The sequence below is a fragment of the Clostridium beijerinckii genome (genome assembly GCF_008705175.1).
GTDB lineage: Bacteria > Bacillota > Clostridia > Clostridiales > Clostridiaceae > Clostridium > Clostridium beijerinckii.
In genome coordinates, this window is the sequence record NZ_CP043998.1 from 4,302,583 (window position 1) to 4,319,747 (window position 17,165).

The 17,165-nt window shown below is 30.0% G+C and carries 14 protein-coding genes, 1 pseudogene and 1 riboswitch; of the genes and pseudogenes, 9 read left to right on the forward strand and 6 right to left on the reverse strand.

What is annotated here, in order from left to right:
* Nucleotides 1-71: 71 nt before the first annotated feature.
* Nucleotides 72-155: riboswitch (cyclic di-GMP riboswitch) on the reverse strand.
* A 530-nt stretch (nucleotides 156-685) separates the two neighbouring features.
* Entirely contained in the window at nucleotides 686-2,137 is a 1,452-nt protein-coding gene (locus F3K33_RS26875; protein ID WP_051144950.1) for a hypothetical protein, read from the forward strand.
* A 323-nt stretch (nucleotides 2,138-2,460) separates the two neighbouring features.
* Nucleotides 2,461-3,996, forward strand: a complete 1,536-nt coding sequence (locus tag F3K33_RS19440; protein ID WP_051144948.1) for a methyl-accepting chemotaxis protein — start codon at nucleotides 2,461-2,463, stop codon at nucleotides 3,994-3,996.
* Between the two features lie 394 nt (nucleotides 3,997-4,390).
* Here the strand turns inward: F3K33_RS19440 and F3K33_RS19445 are convergent, their stop codons facing one another.
* From F3K33_RS19445 to F3K33_RS19465, 5 genes are all read right to left on the reverse strand, one after another.
* Nucleotides 4,391-5,284, reverse strand: a complete 894-nt coding sequence (locus tag F3K33_RS19445) for an ROK family protein (protein ID WP_023975626.1) — start codon at nucleotides 5,282-5,284, stop codon at nucleotides 4,391-4,393.
* Nucleotides 5,285-5,441: 157 nt separating this feature from the next.
* A complete protein-coding gene (locus F3K33_RS19450; RefSeq protein ID WP_023975627.1) occupies nucleotides 5,442-5,765 on the reverse strand; it encodes a PTS sugar transporter subunit IIA in 324 nt (107 codons plus the stop codon).
* Between the two features lie 11 nt (nucleotides 5,766-5,776).
* On the reverse strand, nucleotides 5,777-6,079 hold the full coding sequence (locus F3K33_RS19455; RefSeq protein ID WP_009172401.1) for a PTS sugar transporter subunit IIB: 303 nt from the start codon (nucleotides 6,077-6,079) through the stop codon (nucleotides 5,777-5,779).
* A 38-nt stretch (nucleotides 6,080-6,117) separates the two neighbouring features.
* Entirely contained in the window at nucleotides 6,118-7,419 is a 1,302-nt protein-coding gene (locus tag F3K33_RS19460; RefSeq protein WP_023975629.1) for a PTS sugar transporter subunit IIC, read from the reverse strand.
* Nucleotides 7,420-7,435: 16 nt separating this feature from the next.
* Nucleotides 7,436-8,824 carry a 6-phospho-beta-glucosidase GmuD gene (locus F3K33_RS19465; protein ID WP_023975630.1) on the reverse strand — a complete coding sequence of 463 codons (1,389 nt, stop codon included), beginning with the start codon at nucleotides 8,822-8,824 and terminating at the stop codon, nucleotides 7,436-7,438.
* A gap of 210 nt (nucleotides 8,825-9,034) precedes the next feature.
* Between F3K33_RS19465 and F3K33_RS19470 the strand changes: the two genes are divergently transcribed.
* The 7 genes and pseudogenes from F3K33_RS19470 to F3K33_RS19495 all read left to right on the forward strand — a co-directional run bounded on the left by F3K33_RS19470 (nucleotide 9,035) and on the right by F3K33_RS19495 (nucleotide 15,580).
* On the forward strand, nucleotides 9,035-9,745 hold the full coding sequence (locus F3K33_RS19470) for a GntR family transcriptional regulator (protein WP_012059980.1): 711 nt from the start codon (nucleotides 9,035-9,037) through the stop codon (nucleotides 9,743-9,745).
* A gap of 271 nt (nucleotides 9,746-10,016) precedes the next feature.
* A complete protein-coding gene (locus F3K33_RS19475) occupies nucleotides 10,017-11,672 on the forward strand; it encodes a sensor histidine kinase (protein ID WP_039773736.1) in 1,656 nt (551 codons plus the stop codon).
* A gap of 4 nt (nucleotides 11,673-11,676) precedes the next feature.
* Complete coding sequence (locus F3K33_RS19480; RefSeq protein WP_039773735.1) at nucleotides 11,677-12,399, forward strand: LytR/AlgR family response regulator transcription factor; 723 nt, start codon at nucleotides 11,677-11,679, stop codon at nucleotides 12,397-12,399.
* A 173-nt stretch (nucleotides 12,400-12,572) separates the two neighbouring features.
* Nucleotides 12,573-13,799 (forward strand): L-lactate MFS transporter, encoded by a 1,227-nt coding sequence (locus F3K33_RS19485; protein WP_039773734.1) that lies wholly within the window; start codon nucleotides 12,573-12,575, stop codon nucleotides 13,797-13,799.
* A gap of 288 nt (nucleotides 13,800-14,087) precedes the next feature.
* Nucleotides 14,088-14,768, forward strand: a complete 681-nt coding sequence (locus tag F3K33_RS19490; protein ID WP_011968065.1) for a helix-turn-helix domain-containing protein — start codon at nucleotides 14,088-14,090, stop codon at nucleotides 14,766-14,768.
* Between the two features lie 224 nt (nucleotides 14,769-14,992).
* Nucleotides 14,993-15,037: pseudogene (locus tag F3K33_RS27165) on the forward strand (hypothetical protein); the annotation flags it as partial.
* A 33-nt stretch (nucleotides 15,038-15,070) separates the two neighbouring features.
* Nucleotides 15,071-15,580, forward strand: coding sequence for an IS3 family transposase (locus tag F3K33_RS19495; protein ID WP_167514426.1), 510 nt, complete (start codon nucleotides 15,071-15,073; stop codon nucleotides 15,578-15,580).
* Between the two features lie 148 nt (nucleotides 15,581-15,728).
* On the opposite strand, the gene F3K33_RS19500 is transcribed toward F3K33_RS19495, so the two are convergent.
* Nucleotides 15,729-17,147: a sigma-54-dependent transcriptional regulator gene (locus F3K33_RS19500; RefSeq protein WP_039768479.1), complete on the reverse strand. Its 1,419-nt coding sequence runs from the start codon at nucleotides 17,145-17,147 to the stop codon at nucleotides 15,729-15,731.
* Nucleotides 17,148-17,165 lie beyond the last annotated feature (18 nt).

The window sequence follows — 17,165 nt, forward strand, 5'->3', positions numbered from 1 at the left end:
AAATATTGTTCTTTATATAATTTTTATAAATAATAAAGGCCAATTTAAACTAATCAAAAAAGAACTTATTAGTTTAAATTGGTCGACTGCACAGATAGCTCGAAATTCTTAAAATATCCACATAAAAAGAATTCTTCATAGCTCTCAATTACTATATTTCATTAATAATTGTCATTTTTTTAATATATATGTCATGTTATCATATAGATATTAAAAAATCAATAATTTAAATATATTGGTTAGCTGTCCAAATATTTAAATTTCCAAAAAATAGTTTAAACGTATTCTAAAGCTCATAATTTTTAACTGAACATCTTCAAAATACAAAAATAAACTAACGAAAATCCAAATTGTAGTTTCCATTGGTTTCATGATGGAGGCGAAATGCTACCTTTAAAATCCAACACTGAATTTAATCTCATTTTGATCCTCAATATATTACATATTAATGCCTTTGTTTATAAAATTAACTTTTCTTTATTTCACTACAATAATCGCATTTCAATTTGAATTGGCCATTACTTATATCCTTGCATTTCATAACTTTTTTTATTTCTGCACTGGCATTGTATCTAATTTTATTTGGTCAGTTACAATCCTGTCTGTTATGGCACCCACTTTAAACATTCAGCATATAATAATAAATAACAAATGAAAAGAATCAAAGAAAAAAGGGAGTAGCAAAATGCATAAAGATTATAATTATTGTAATTGTGATAAGAACAATGAAAAAAAAGTTAAGGAATTCATTAATTCATTAGAGCATCAAGGTTGTATAGTTCAAGAAGGAGAATTAAAATATGTAGATATTTTAAAATATTGCAGCGAAGGTTTAGTCAATACTGCTTTGGGAAATAATGCAGGTGCTCCATATGCTCTTGCTCTAGTCCCACCTTCGCCTAATCAAGAGTCTTCTATAGAATTTATAGAAGAAGGAGTTTCCTACAAATTACGTCCTGATGAGGCTATTGTTTTAATCGGAAAAACACCACCTAAAGCATATTACTACAGTTTCAGAAGTTTTCTTTTCTTTGCCAAAAACAAAATAGGAAAAGATTATAGTGATAATACTACTGTAGGTAATAATCAAACCGGAAAATACCATATAATATTTGGCAGCCTAGGTGATACTATTAATAACTATAATATTAACACTGAAAATACACCTGATGGAACACTAGGATATCCCTATGATAGTTCTACAATTATTATTACAACTGCTGACCAATATATTAACCACCAAGTGCGGAAGGCTTTAATTAATTCTGGATTTAGTTCCGATATCATGAATAATGATAATATACCAGAGGGTCTTGTCAACTTAGGACTTGAAAGAGGTAAGGATACCTTTGCAATACTCATGAGAGCATCAATATGGGAAAATAGAGACATTGGACAAGAGTATTTAGATAATTTGGACAAATACTGGCATGTACTTCGAATTACACCTAAAAAGCCAATTAAAAACAACTATCCTTGGCCAGTACCTACACTTAAAATCCGTGAAACATGCGAAACAGAATTTAATCTACTACCACATGCTAGAGATGATTTAAATTATTTAAGGTATAAGATTCTTGAAAAATATTATAGTAATGACTATGAAGCTATAGATCTTAAAACTAATATTTGGGTTATGGAAAGCTTTGAAGGAATTCTAATGGATGTGAATGTACTAGGCGAAAGTAGAGATGCCTTGTACCTCCGAACAAACAATTTCGAATTAACATCTGATGATGATTTTGTAATCACCTACGGAGTTAATCACACCCAAACTGGAAAAGCAGTTTACTATAATTCTAGTTTCTATGGTGCTAAAAAACTTAACGGTGTTAGTGTTATTTACTCGCCTGATTGTGAAGGATCAGCAAATGAATTTTTTCCTAAAGATTGCGAAGTATCAAATAATTATTATGTGTATAAAATGGCCAGAAAAGGTTGTGGCGATTGTGTAGCTATTATCCCTTATAGTACAGGAAATCCAAAAGGGGCATGCTACGGAGTTAATAACTATCAAGAAGCATTTATAGCCTTTAGACTATATTTAAATCAAGAAACATTAGTTGGTCCAGCACCTTATGATGTCATTTGGGATCAGGCTATTTTATTTAGGAAAAAGAAAAAGAATCAATATTAAATAGTAATATAAAAGTTAGAAATGTATATTAATTTGCATTTCTAATTTTTTAGTTGAACTGCCTCCGATTTCGTGCAAAATGGAGGGCAATTTTAATTTACTCTTAATCATTTCATCAATTTATATATATAATTTTTCAATGTAATTCTAATACACGCTTTAATCGTTCGATATTTTGACACAAAATTTACTATATACTATTTCCTCACTTTATTTAAAGTAAAATGATTTAAGAAAAATATGTTTACAATTTCCAATATTTATTATAATATATATTAAACATATAGTTTTAGTCGGATATTATTACATAAGGGGGCATTAGTATGTTTATAGTTACTATAATTACATCAGTATTAATAACCTTAATACTAGTCGCAATAATTTTTAAATCAAATACTCAAAAATTATATACAATAAGTAATCATTTAGAAAAGATATCTAAAGGTGATTTAACAAAAACATTAACTTTAAACAGAATGGGGATTTTTAAAAAGTTTTCTTTAAATATAAATACATTTATCTTATATATAAGAAAATTTATAAATGAAACCGCAACACTTAATGATAAGTTAATAGATTATTGCAAAGATTTAGGAAAATATTCAAAAGAGGTTGAATTCGCTGCCAATAATACGACAACGGTAATAAATCAAATATCTACTGTTGTTGAAAATCAAACCAATGATATAGTACAAGCCAAGAATTTTATCGCAGAAATCGTTGAAGAAAATAAATCTATAATAAATAACGGAAGTTCAATTGAAGATATGTCTTATTACATGACACTTGAAATAAATAAAACAAATGAAATTTATGATCAACTAATACAAAAACTTAATAATTCTGCACTTTCTAATGAAAATTTAGCACATAAAACTAAATTACTATACGACAAAGTGTATACAATTCAAAGTATTTCAGATGCAGTAAACAGTATTAGTGAAAATACAACTTTGTTAGCGCTAAACGCATCCATTGAAGCAGCACGAGCAGGAGAACAAGGAAAAGGATTTGCAGTTGTGGCAACCGAAATACAAAAACTTGCTAAAATATCCTCTGAACAATCAAAGGATATAAAAAATATAATAAGTGACATAAATAACATAATAAAAGATATATCCGAATCAATGGCTACTGAGGTAAAAGTAATAAATGATAATATTGAATTTTCAAGTATAACAAAAGATAAATTGAAAACTATTAAAGATAAAAATGAAGCTACGCTAATTTCAGTAAAAAATATAAATAAAATAATTGATATTCAAGGAAACAAGATAGATAAAATAGGTAGATTCATTGATGATATCGAAATTGTTTCCACTGCTATATCAGATTCTACAAAAAAAGTTGCTGCTGCTTCCGAAGAGCAATTAAACTCTATAATCAATATTTCCACTTCTGCATCCGCTTTAGCTGATATGAATAGCAATTTAAAAGGACATATTGATTCCTTTGCAAAAGATTATACTATAGATGATAAAACAAACCAGTATATAAATAATGGATTAGAAATTCTCATAAACTTATCTAAAAATGATATTTTACGGGATATGGACTATAATAGTGCTACAAAAATACTAAAAGAAAAGATAGCTGAGTATCCATATTTTGATCTTTTTGCTTTAATGCAAAAAGATGGTTTAAGAAAAGCTATAACTTTAGATTATACTGAAAATGAAGTTTACGTAAACTTTTCTCATAGGCCATACTTTAAAGAAGCAATTGAAGGAAATTTTTTCAAATCAGAGCCTTATATTTCTGTAGATACAAATAATTATTGTATCGCAATATCTGTACCTGTTCTAAATTCTCAAAAGCAAATTGTAGGAATATTAATGGGAGACCTAATACTCGGCTAAGGTTCTTTAAAAATCATTTATCCCCTAACTTAATTTTCACATTTATTTTCATTAATTCAATGTCATCTTAAAATAAATTGTAATATTTAAATTTATACTCTTATCATTCCCACTATTAATTTTATCTTTTGACACTTAAAATAACCCACGACAATGAACTGCTACCTGTCAAGTAGATAGGGCGCAGTTCGTTGTCGTGGATTTTATGATGAAGGCGAAGCATAATCTTTAAAATCCACCACCTGCACTTAATATAAAATTCTTAACTTGTCCATAATAAAAATTTTTATCTAACTGTCTACCTTAAGGAGAACATATCATTAATCCCTAGTAGATTCTTTTATATACTTCTTCTCTTTAATCTTCAATACTGCATTTATTTTTATTATATCTATCATTTTAAACAAGATGCTAGAATCCCCGCTCCAAGCAATCCTGCATCATCACCTATTTTAGCCAATTTAATATTTACATTAATATTGTTAAATACTCTTAGCTTAACTTCATTAATTAATTTTTCTAAGTAATTAGAATTGTTTAATATAACTGATCCGCCAAGTACTATAACTTCTGGATCTACAATAGTTATTATATTAGCAATTGCTTTAGATAAATTTATAGACCACTCATTTAAAACCTCTCTGCAATTTACTTCTCCATCCTTAGCTCTGTCAAAAACATCTTTGGCCGTGAGTTCCTGTCCTAACTTCTTACTAGCAATTCTAGAAATACTTACTCCACTGCACTGCCCTTCTAATCCCCCAGCGTTTAAGCCCGCATGACTATATTCATCTTCATTTATTATCATGTTGCATACTTCTCCAGCTATGTTATTAAAACCATTAATTATCTCATTTTTATAAACAAATCCTCCACCTACTCCTGTTGATAGAGTAATATAATATGCACTTTCAGCATTTTTAGCTGTTCCTATCTTAGCTTCACAATATCCAGCCACATTTGCATCATTATTTACAGTTGTAGGTAATTTAAAACGCTCTTCAAAGTATTTTTTTATTTCAAATCCTTCCCATCCTTTTAAATTAGGCGGATTAATTATTACTCCATTTCTTATATCTAAAGGACCTGGACATGCCACACCAATAGCCTGAATGTTATATGTATTCCACTTTTCCCTAATTATTTTTATTAAATTATCTACATTATAGTCCGCACCTTTTTCAACGATATTATCTATTTTAAATTTATCTATTAAATTATATTCATTATCTAAAATAGCGGCTCTTAAGTTGGTACCTCCTATATCAATTCCCAAATAATAATTCATCTTGACCTCCTAAAATATTAACAAAACTATTTGATTAAATAAAATCTTCTATGATATTTTTTAATTGCGCGCTTACTTAAAATTGTTATTTCTTATTCGTTCCAAACTTTTTATAAGCTTATTTTATTAAAAGCCGGGATAAATCCTCGGCTTTTTACTATTTTTTCTTTAAATCATTTATTTCTTTCTGCATATATAACATCTCTTTAGCTAAAGATAAAATTATTTCTGCTGCCATTAATTGATCTTCAGCATGCATAAGTATTAATGAAAACTCTTGCTTATTTCCTTTTGCTTCTTCTTGTATAAGTTGTGCATGTGACTTATGTCCTTCTCTCATAAACACGGATGCATCTTCAAGTAATTTTTCTGCCTCTTCTACATTTCCGCCTCTTCCTTTAATTAAAGCCTGGATTCCCATACTCTTTGCCGTTCCAACATTACTAATAATATTGAAAGCTATTAACTCCATTCCTTCCATTTTAAACCACCTTATTTCATTAAATCTATAGCGAAAGTTAAAACTTTGTCAGCATTCATTCTGCCATAATCAACCATACTAATAACTTCTACTGATATCTTATTTTCTACTGTCTCTTTTACACTGTCTTTCATAAATCCAATTTGAGGTCCTAGTAAAATTACATCAGCACTTTGCCAACACTTAGATAAATCTGTCGAAGGTATAGCTTCTATTGTTACTTCTATACCCTTTTCTTTTGCCACTCTAATCATCTTTTGTACAAGCATTGATGTTGACATTCCTGCATTACATACTAATAATATTTTTTTCATAACAAAACATCTCCCTTTTATTTTTATATTCTTTCTATTTATTCTTCAATCTGTTTTTTCTCTGCAACCTTTAAAAAAGGAATATATAGTAAGACTGTAAGTGCAATCATAATTATTTGAAATACTGAAGCTCTCCAATCTCCACCGGTTGCTAGAAATCCTGATAAAATTGGTGGAGTCGTCCAAGGTGTTTGAATTACTACTGGTGACATCCATCCTGCCTCAGTCACTAAGTATGCAACAGTTAAGCAAATTGGTGAAGCTAATACAAATGGAATCATTAGTGTTAAATCAAATACTATTGGTAAACCAAATATAACTGGCTCATTAATATTAAATATACCTGGTGCTGTGGAAAGTTTAGCAATATCTCTATAATCCTTTCTCTTTGAGAATAAGAATATAGCAATTAATAACGCAATAGTATTACCTGATCCACCCATTACTCCAAATGTGTCCTTAAATGACATGCTAATTATGTGAGGGATAGGTTGACCTTGAGCAAAAGCAGTCATATTTTCATTCATAGCTGTGTATAATACTGGATCCATAATTGGCGCAATTACCCCTCCTGGATGTATCCCTATTGCAAATAATAAATTAGACAACAGCATTAATATTATAAATCCTGGTAAACTAGTAACTAGAGCTACCAATGGTCGTTGTATTGTTTTTAAGATCAGTGAATTTATATCTGTCCCAAAAAGTTGTTTTATTGCAAATGACACTACAGCAAAAATTAGAATAGTAATCATTATAGGTATTAAACTATTAAAAGACTTTGTAACGGCTGGAGGTACTGCTTCTCCACCTATATTAATCTTAAGTTTTTCATTTTTAGATAACCACATAAATAATTCAGTTGATAATAGTGACGTTATAATACCTACGAACATCCCACCTGAATTAGTGGAACTATAAGAAATAACTCCTGCAACTTTAACTGCCTCTTTAACTCCTACAGGTGTAGTTGAAATCACAAATGGTAATAAAACAACAAATATTGAAATAGCTAGAAGCGCTGGTGCTATTGGATTTTCAAATTTCCTATTTATTGCTAGATGATATGCACATGCACCCGCTAGCAATACTGCTAAGAAATTTAAAGTACCATTATTAATAGATGTTCCAACATCTTGCCAAGTAGTTAATGTTGCTGGATTAATTATTTTAGACATAAATCCTGTTGGTTCAATAACAACATAGTTAATGAAAATCATTAAGCCTGCAATAATAATGAATGGAATTAGTGATGCAAATGCATCTCTAAGTGATCTCAAGTGTATTTCTCCACCTAACTTTTGCGATGCTTTCCCTAGTTTTTCAAAAAATTTGTTCATCAATATTCCCCCTTTTTTATTCTTCAAAACCATTATTTGTAGCTAACAGTTTATAAAACTCTCCACTTTTCTTTACTGTTCTCTTTTGAGTTTTTAAATCTAAACTAACTAAACCATACCTATTTTTATATGCATTCATCCATGACCAACAATCAATGAATGTCCATAGATGATATCCTTTTATATTACATCCCTCTTCAATTGCTTTATGAACATATTTTAAATGTCCCTTAATAAAATTAATTCTGTATTCATCATTAATTTGTCCATTTTCAAGAAAACGTTCTTCATCAGTGACACCCATACCATTTTCGGATATAAAAGCTTCTATATTTCCATAATTTTCTTTAACATCATTACAAAGATCTAGTATTCCTTTCTCGTATATTTCCCATCCTCTATAATTATTAAACTTTCTTCCTGGCATTATATATGGATCAAAAAACCATTCTGGCATAAATGGAGAATTAGGATTAACAGCATTTTCTCTCGCCTTTGCTCTTCTTGGTTCATAATAATTTATTCCTAAAATTTGAGCTGTATTTTCTTTAATTATTTTTAGCTCATCATCTGTATATATAGGAATTTGATTATATTTTTTAAGAGTATCAACTAACTTCTTAGGAAATTCGCCTTTTACACAAGGATCTAAGAAGCTTCTATTATAAAATAAGTCACAATATTCTGCTGCCTCCACATCATACTTATTTGAACTTCTTGGATAAGTAGGACTAAGATTTAATATTACTCCAATTTTAGATTTTAGATTGTGTTTTTTAAATCTTTCAATGGCTTTTGCATGTGCAAGAATTGTATTAAAAGCTACTTGTGCACCCCTCTTAAAATCTATTATGTTTGGATAGTGAAAATCTTGTAAGTACCCTCCAAGTACTGGTCCTAAAGGTTCATTAAATGTAAACCAATGCTCAGCTCTGTCTCCAAATAATTCAAAACACTTATCTGCATAGTTCACATATGCCTCAACGACCTCTTTACTTTCCCATCCTCCCTTTTCCTGCATTACTAACGGCATATCAAAGTGATATAAGTTAATAAAAGGCTTTACATCATTAGCTATAAATGAATTAATTACATTATTATAAAATTCAACTGCTTTTTCATTAACTTCTCCATCTCCATTTGGAAATAATCGAGCCCACGAAATAGACATTCTAAATGAATTATGTCCAAGTTCCTTCATTAATTTGATATCATCTTCATACCTATAGAAGAAATCTGAAGTAATATCTGGTCCAACTTCATCATAGAATCTGTTTTTTTCTAATTGAAACCAATGATCCCAAATAGTTTTTCCTTTATCAGTATTACCTTTGCCTTCTGATTGCTCTGCTGATGAGGCACTCCCCCACCAGAATCCTTCTGGAAATTCATAAAATTTTTTCATAAGTAACTCCCATCTTAATATATATTATGTTTCTCGTCTCGAGCAGAAAACATTTTCAATTATGATTATATATGTCCTTTCAAAAATAATCAATACCTTTTTTAAAAAGATATATACCTTTTATAAAAAGATATATAAATACCAGTATATTTTTATTTATATCTGATATATAATATATGTGTGGAAACAATTGAGAAAGGAAGATTATATATGCCGCCTAAATACAAAGTAGTATATGAAGATATAAAGAATAAGATAAATAATTATATTTATAAAACCAATGAAAAAATTCCAGATGGAGATTCTTTAGCTGAATGCTATAATTGCAGTAAACTTACAATAGCTAAAGCATTAGATTTATTAGTTCAAGAAGGTATGCTAATAAGACGACAGGGCTCTGGTACTTACGTTAAAGAAAATCTGTCCAACAGGACTACTATAGAATTAGATAATATTTCAGGTTATTCTAAAAAATTTAGTACAGAGCATCTAAAATCAACTGTGATAGATTTTTCTATTATCACACCACCTAAAGAAATTGCAGAAAAACTTAACATCACCGATGAATATATATATAAAATTTTACGATTACGATCTGTGGATAATGACCCACAAATACTAGAAGAAACTTATATGCCTATTTATGTTATACCTGGACTAAAAGAACACCATTTAGAAGGCTCTATTTATGATTACATAACAAATGAACTTGGATTTAAAATTCAAAGCGCCCACATCTCTATAAAAGGTGATGAGGCTAACTCTAACGATAAACTTTATTTAAATTTGACAGAGTCTGACTTTATTATAGAGCTTGAGAAAATATGTTATTTAGAAAATGGTAAGATTTTCGAATATTCGAAAACGCACCATAGATATGACGTTTTCAAATTCAATACTGTTTTAGTAAATAATATTTAGATTAATTCCTTCTTCTGTGTAGCTTATTGTATTATCATCTAATTAAAATTCATGATTTATGGACTACCAGTGACAATAAAAACCCACGACCAACTGTAAGCAGCTATTTAAGCCACATACAGGTGGTCGTGGGTTTCATGTTGGAGGTGATACACCACCTTTTAAATCCACCATAAATTTTATTTTTCGACTGCTTCCTTATTCTATATTATAATTAAAATGATATTACTTATTCTATACTAATTAATGAATGAATGGAGATGAATTCTAGTTGAATTACGTATATAACATATTAGTTCAATTCGTAGATAGAGTCGCACTACTGCTTATGTGTTTATTTGTTATAACAAGATTTGGAGGCTTTAGAGAAATATTTAGTAGGGACAATTATAGTAAAAGAGACTATTTAATTGCTTGTATAGTATTTTCTCTATTCGCCATAATAGCTAATTATACAGGACTTAATGTTGAAGGCTCTCTCGTAAATGTTCGGACAATAACTATAGTATCTGGAGGTATAATATTTGGACCAGTAGTTGGAATTGTAGCCGGAGTACTATCTGGTGTACATAGATATTTAATAGATGTAGGGGGTATAACTTCAATCCCATGTCTTATAAGCAGTATAACAGCAGGAATAATATCTGGATATATTAACAGAAAGATTCAACGAAACTATAGATGGATATCTGGAATAATAGCAGGGGTGTTTTCTGAAACCATTACAATGATTCTTATACTTTTATTAAGCAGACCTTTTTCTTTAGGCATTGATATAGTATCTAAAATAGCATTACCAATGATACTAGGTCAAATTAGTGTAGGCTTTATTGTTCAATTAATTCAAAGTATAGAGGACGATAAAGAGAAAATAGCTGCTAGACAAGCAAAACTGGCACTTGATATAGCTAATAAGACTCTCCCTTACTTTAGAAATATAAATAGTGATTCTCTAAATAAGATATGCACTGTCATAAGAGATGATATTGATGCTGACGCAGTATCAATAACTGATACAAAAAATATATTAGCTTATATCGGAGTTGGAAAAGAATATTACAACATTGGACACGAAATAATAACTGAAGTAACTAAAGAGGCAATAAATAGCGATAAAATAATTATAAGAAATAATGGACTGCAAGATAAAAGCTTAATGTTAAAGTCTGCAATTATAATACCTCTTAAAGTGAAGAACGAAGTTATAGGAGCCTTAAAAATATATTATAAAACCTCTCATAGAATAACTTATTCTCTACAAGCTCTTGCTGTTGGACTTTCTCAAATTATATCAACATTAATGGAAGTATCAAAGGTTGAACAAATGAAAACAATGGCTAATAAAGCAGAGCTTAAAGCTCTTCAGAGGCAGATAAACCCACACTTTTTATTTAATGCCCTAAACGCTATAACTTCCTTTATTAGAATAGATCCAAATAAAGCAAGAGAACTTATAATAAACCTAGCTAGTTATTTGAGATATAATTTAGAGATAAACAGTGAATTTATAGATATTAAGAAAGAATTAAAACAAGTTAAAGATTATATAGAAATTGAGAAGGCGAGATTTGGAAATAAATTAAATATAGTCTATGATGTAGATAATGTAGATATCGATATACCAAGTCTTACAATACAGCCTCTAGTAGAAAATGCTATAATTCATGGTATTTTAAAAGATAAGGGAGCGGGCACAGTAAAAATAATTGTAAAGGATAGAGGTGAAAAAGTAAAAATCTCTATAATAGATAGTGGTATTGGCATAAGTGAAGAGGCAATTAAAAATATATATAAAGATGCAGTGCCTGAAAATAAAATAGGACTTTACAATGTACATTTAAGAATTAAACTTATTTATGGGGAAGGACTTATTATAGAAAGATTAGAAAAGGGAACTAAAATAGAATTTTACATAAAGAGAAGGTGATCATATGAAAGCTATAATAGTTGAAGATGAGTTTTTAGCACGAGAAGAGCTTAAATATTTTATTACAAATTATAGCAATATAGAAATAATAGATGAATTTGAGGACGGAATAGATGTACTTAAATTTATCCAAAATAACGAAGTTGATGTTATATTCATGGATATAAATATCCCCTCATTGGATGGTGTGTTACTTGCTAAAAGTATAAGCAAGTTTTCTAAAAAACCATATATAGTTTTTATAACAGCCTACAAGGAACATGCGGCAGAAGCTTTCGAAATAGAAGCTTTTGACTATATACTAAAGCCTTATTCAGAATCCAGAATTGTATCTATGCTAAAAAAATTGGAGGACCTTAATAAATATAAAGAAAACAACTTAAATAAAGTTAACATACAAAATAAGATAAATTTATGGAAAAACGAAAAAATAATTGTAGTAAATATAGATGATATATATTACTGCGTTGCTGAAGAAAGAATAACCCATGTTTTTACGAAGAAAGACGAGTATTCAGTAAGCTTAGGTATAGCTGAATTTTATGACAGCCTGCCAAAAGATATTTTCTTTAGATGCCATAGATCTTATATTGTTAATATAAATAAAATAAGAGAAATAATACCTTGGTTTAATAATACTTATAATTTAAAACTTCAAGATATAGATTATCAAATACCTGTAAGCAGAAGTAACATAAAAGAGTTTAAACAGCTTATGAATATATAAATGTATTCTATGTAATTTTCTATGCATTTCGTTCAATAAAGAATAATTTTATATTACACCGATTTATAATGATGGTAATGAAACAGACAACATAAAAAGTTAAATTTCAATAGTGTTGTAAATACCTTCTAAAATCTACTTGTTAATATATTAATTAAGGAGCGATGAACGATATGAATGAAAAACATGAAAACCGTTGGTTAATAGTTTTAGGTACAGTAATTGCCCAATTGGGACTCGGAACAATTTATACTTGGAGTTTATTTAATCAGCCTCTAGTAGACAAATTTGGATGGCAGTTAAATAAAGTAACTATTACTTTCTCTATAACTAGTTTTGCTTTAGCATTCGCTACATTAGCTGGAGGTAAACTTCAAGAAAAACTAGGAATTAGAAAACTTATATCAATTTCAGGTTTAATCTTAGGGATTGGTCTAATATTAACATCTAAAGTAACTTCACTAACAATGTTATATGTTACAGCTGGCATAATAGTTGGAGCCGCAGATGGTATTGCATATCTTACATCACTTTCAAATTGTATTAAGTGGTTTCCAGAAAAAAAAGGACTTATCTCAGGAATATCAGTTGGAGCCTATGGAACTGGAAGTTTAATATTTAAATATATTAATGGAAGTTTAATATATAGTAATGGTGTTTCAGAAGCATTTTTATATTGGGGAATTATAGCTATGATATTGGTTGTTATTGGTGCCCAGTTATTAAAAGATGCTCCAATAGTAAGTTCTATTATTAATAACACTAATAATAATTCAAATGAAAAAGATTTTTCAGTAAAAGAAATGCTTAAGACTAAAGATGCGTACTTTTTATTTTTAATATTCTTCACATCTTGCATGAGCGGTCTTTATTTAATAGGAATTGTTAAAGATATCGGTGTTCAATTAGCTGGACTTACACCTGCTGTGGCAGCAAATGCAGTAGCTATGGTTGCAATCTTTAATACAGCTGGAAGAATTATATTAGGAGCTTTATCAGATAAACTTGGCAGATTAAACGTACTAATTTTTACCCTTACTGTTACAACTGCTTCAGTATTTGTTTTAAGCTTTGTACATTTAGATTTTATAATTTTCTTTATATGTGTTGCTTCAATTGCATTTTGCTTCGGCGGAAATATTACAGTATTTCCTACTATCGTAGGTGATTTCTTCGGTTCTAAAAATCAAACTAAAAACTATGGAATTATATATCAAGGATTTGGTTTTGGAGCTCTTTCGGGTTCGTTCATTGCAACATTAGCAGGAGGCTTTATACCTACCTTTATAATTGTTGGAGGTTTATGCATAGTATCGATAATTTTAACTTATATGATGAACCCAACAAAATTTAATACTTATTTTGAACGAACTCATAGATTAGTAGAAGAAATTTCATAAACATTGCCCAATTAACACATATATTGCATCTTCTCAACCATGAATAAATTTGCTAACAATTATTTCTTAAAAATTAAATATATTAGCGATATCTTGTAGGTATTTTTATTTTCTTTCTAATTTACTGCTTTCTATCAATTAAAATATTCTATGTTACTTATAGCGCGATTCACTATTAATAATTCTAAATATACAAAATAAAAGACCCACGAAAATCCAAATTTGATATGCTCCCTTTATAGTAAACAGTTAAAATAATAAAACTGTTTCTATAAAGGGAGTATTTTAATGTCAAGAAAAACGAAATGTTCTCTGGAAGAGAAATTGAAAGGAATTAAAGAATACCTATCAGGAGAAAAAGCAGTTATACAGATATGCGATGAGATGGGAATTCATAGTGCCACATTTTATGACTGGTTGAAAATATATAATGATGTTGGTGAAGCAAATTTAATAGTTTCTACAAAAAACAAATATTATTGCGATTCGCTTAAACTTAATGCAGTTAAAGATTATCTAGCTGGAAAAGGCTCTTTAAGAAATATATGCTGCACATATGAAATTTCATCTCCTCGTGTTCTCAGCGATTGGATTAAGAAGTATAATGGTCATAAAACAATTAAATCTCATAATAAGCAAGGGGATAGAATTATGACTAATGGAAGAAAGACTACTTATGAAGAAAGAATTGAGATTGTTGCATTCTGCATTTCGAATAATGATGATTATCAAGCTACTGCTGATAAATTTAATGTTTCTTATCAACAAGTTTATACCTGGGTAAGAAAATACAAAGCTAATGGATATGAAGAGCTAATAGACCGTCGCGGTAAGCGTAAAGATACTGATGAGATTACTGAGTCTGATAAATTATCCGCACAATTAAAACTTATTGAAGCAGAAAATAGACGTTTAAAGATGGAGATTGATTTCTTAAAAAAATTGAAAGAAGTAGAAAGAAGGCGATAAGCACTAAAAGACTCCAAGAATATAAATATATTTCTATAAAAGAATTACATGAAAAAAATGGCTATCAAATAGCTGATCTATGCAATTTAGCTGGGATTGCACGATCATCTTACTACAAATGGATTAACCGTTCAGAGACTGAATTAGATAAGGAAAATTCAATAATACTAAAAGAAATTGTTAAGCTTTATGAAGATGTAAATGGTATCTATGGATACCGTCGGATAACAATGAATATAAATAGACTCCTGGATAAACAGTATAATCATAAACGAATTTATAGATTAATGAAATCTATTAACATGAGATCAGTTATAAGAAAAAAGAGAAAGCATTATATTCAAAGTACTCCACAAATTACAGCAGAAAACAAATTAAATAGAGAATTTTATGCAAAGAAACCAAATGAAAAATGGTTAACAGATGTTACTGAATTTAAACTACTTAATGGTAAAAAGGCTTACCTTAGCGCAATATTTGATTTAGCAGTAAGTGCTAATCCGACTGCAAAGCCACTGTTTCATAGTGACAGAGGATTTCAGTATACTAATAGGACTTTCAAAGCTAAACTTGATAAAATCAAAGCAACTCAAAGCATGTCACGTGTCAGCAGATGTATCGACAACGGACCAATGGAAGGTTTTTGGGGAACTCTAAAATGTGAGATGTACTATTTGCAAAAATTTTATACATATGAAGAATTGAGACAAGCAATTGATGAATACATAGTTTTCTATAATACAAAAAGACTACAGAAAAACTTAAAAGGTCTGACTCCAATTGAATATCGAAATCAGACCTTGGTTTCATAATTTTTTGTTTTTTCATCTGTCTACTTGACAGGGGGCAGTTCAATTTTAGATTTTCGTGGGATTCATAATGTAGGCGAGGCATGGCCCTTAAAATCCAAAAAAGAATTATTTATTAACGCGAACTCAATCCATGTTTACATATAATGATTTAATCGATATTATTCTCATTAATTTTATACAGAAGGGCTCTCCGTGAAATCTGAAGGAGCTTTGCAGCCTGTGTGCGGTTTCCACCTGTTCGTTCTATAGCTTCGGATATATGACGCTTTTCAACTTCTAGCAATACTTCTCGCAAAGGTTTGAAAGAATCATCTCCCAGAATAATGGTACCATCCGCTTCTACATCTTCTACTTTTATGCTAAGTGGAAGATTTTCCGGCAAAATAACACGGGTGTTGCTCATAATAATAGCGTGTTCTACTGCATTTTCTAATTCCCTGATATTTCCTGGCCAAGAATAGTTACGAAAAATATCCAAAACCTCTGGAGCGAAAAACATACCATTCCGTCCTACTTCTACAGAAAAACGTTTTAAAAAGTAATCAGCTAGTAAAACAATATCTTCTCCCCTTTCGCAAAGTGGAGGTAAACATATTGAAACAACATTAAGTCGATAATATAGATCCTTCCGAAAAGACTTTTCAGATATCTCTTTATTCAGATCACGGTTTGTTGCTGCAATAATACGTACATTTGTATGAAATGTTTTTGTACCACCAACACGTTCAAACTCTTTTTCTTGCAACACCCTAAGAAGTTTTACCTGAAGATTTGGACTCATCTCCGCAATCTCATCTAAAAAAAGTGTCCCTCCTTCAGCCAGTTCAAATTTCCCTGGTTTTTGAAAAAATGCACTTGTAAATGCTCCCTTCTCATGTCCAAATATCTCACTCTCTAATAAACCTTCTGGAATCGAACCACAATTCACTTGAATGAATGGCTTTTCTCTCCTGTCACTCGCATAGTGAATAGCCTTAGCAACCATTCCTTTACCTGTCCCACTTTCGCCTGTTAGCAATACCGTAGCTTTTGAATTCGCTACTCGTCCAATTATTTTATATACTTCTTGGATTTTAGAGCTTTCCCCAACAATTTTACCTGGGGTCATTGCTGTCATTCCCATTTCTTGTACTTCCTGCGTAAGGTATACAACTTCTTTAGTCAATTGTTGCATGCGAATAGCTCTACTTACAATAATTTTAACTTCATCAAGGTTAAAAGGCTTTAATATATAGTCATAAGCACCGTGTTTCATAGCATTAACTGCAGTTTCCGAACTTCCAAATGCAGTCATAAGAATAATTGGCAAGCTAGGCTTAATTTTATGAATTTCATAAAATGCCTGCAACCCATCCACTTCTGGCATACGGATATCAAGGATAGCGACATCATAGTGATTTTCCTGCGCCATACAAAGTGCCTCTTTTCCATTTTTAACAGTATCTACTTCATATCCAGCCTTATTTAATGCTGTTTGAAGTACCATTCTCAAGCTTAGCTCATCATCAGCTACTAAAACACGAACACTTTCTGTCATATTGTAATCAGCCTTTCTTTTTATAAACATAATTATTAATCTACTTTA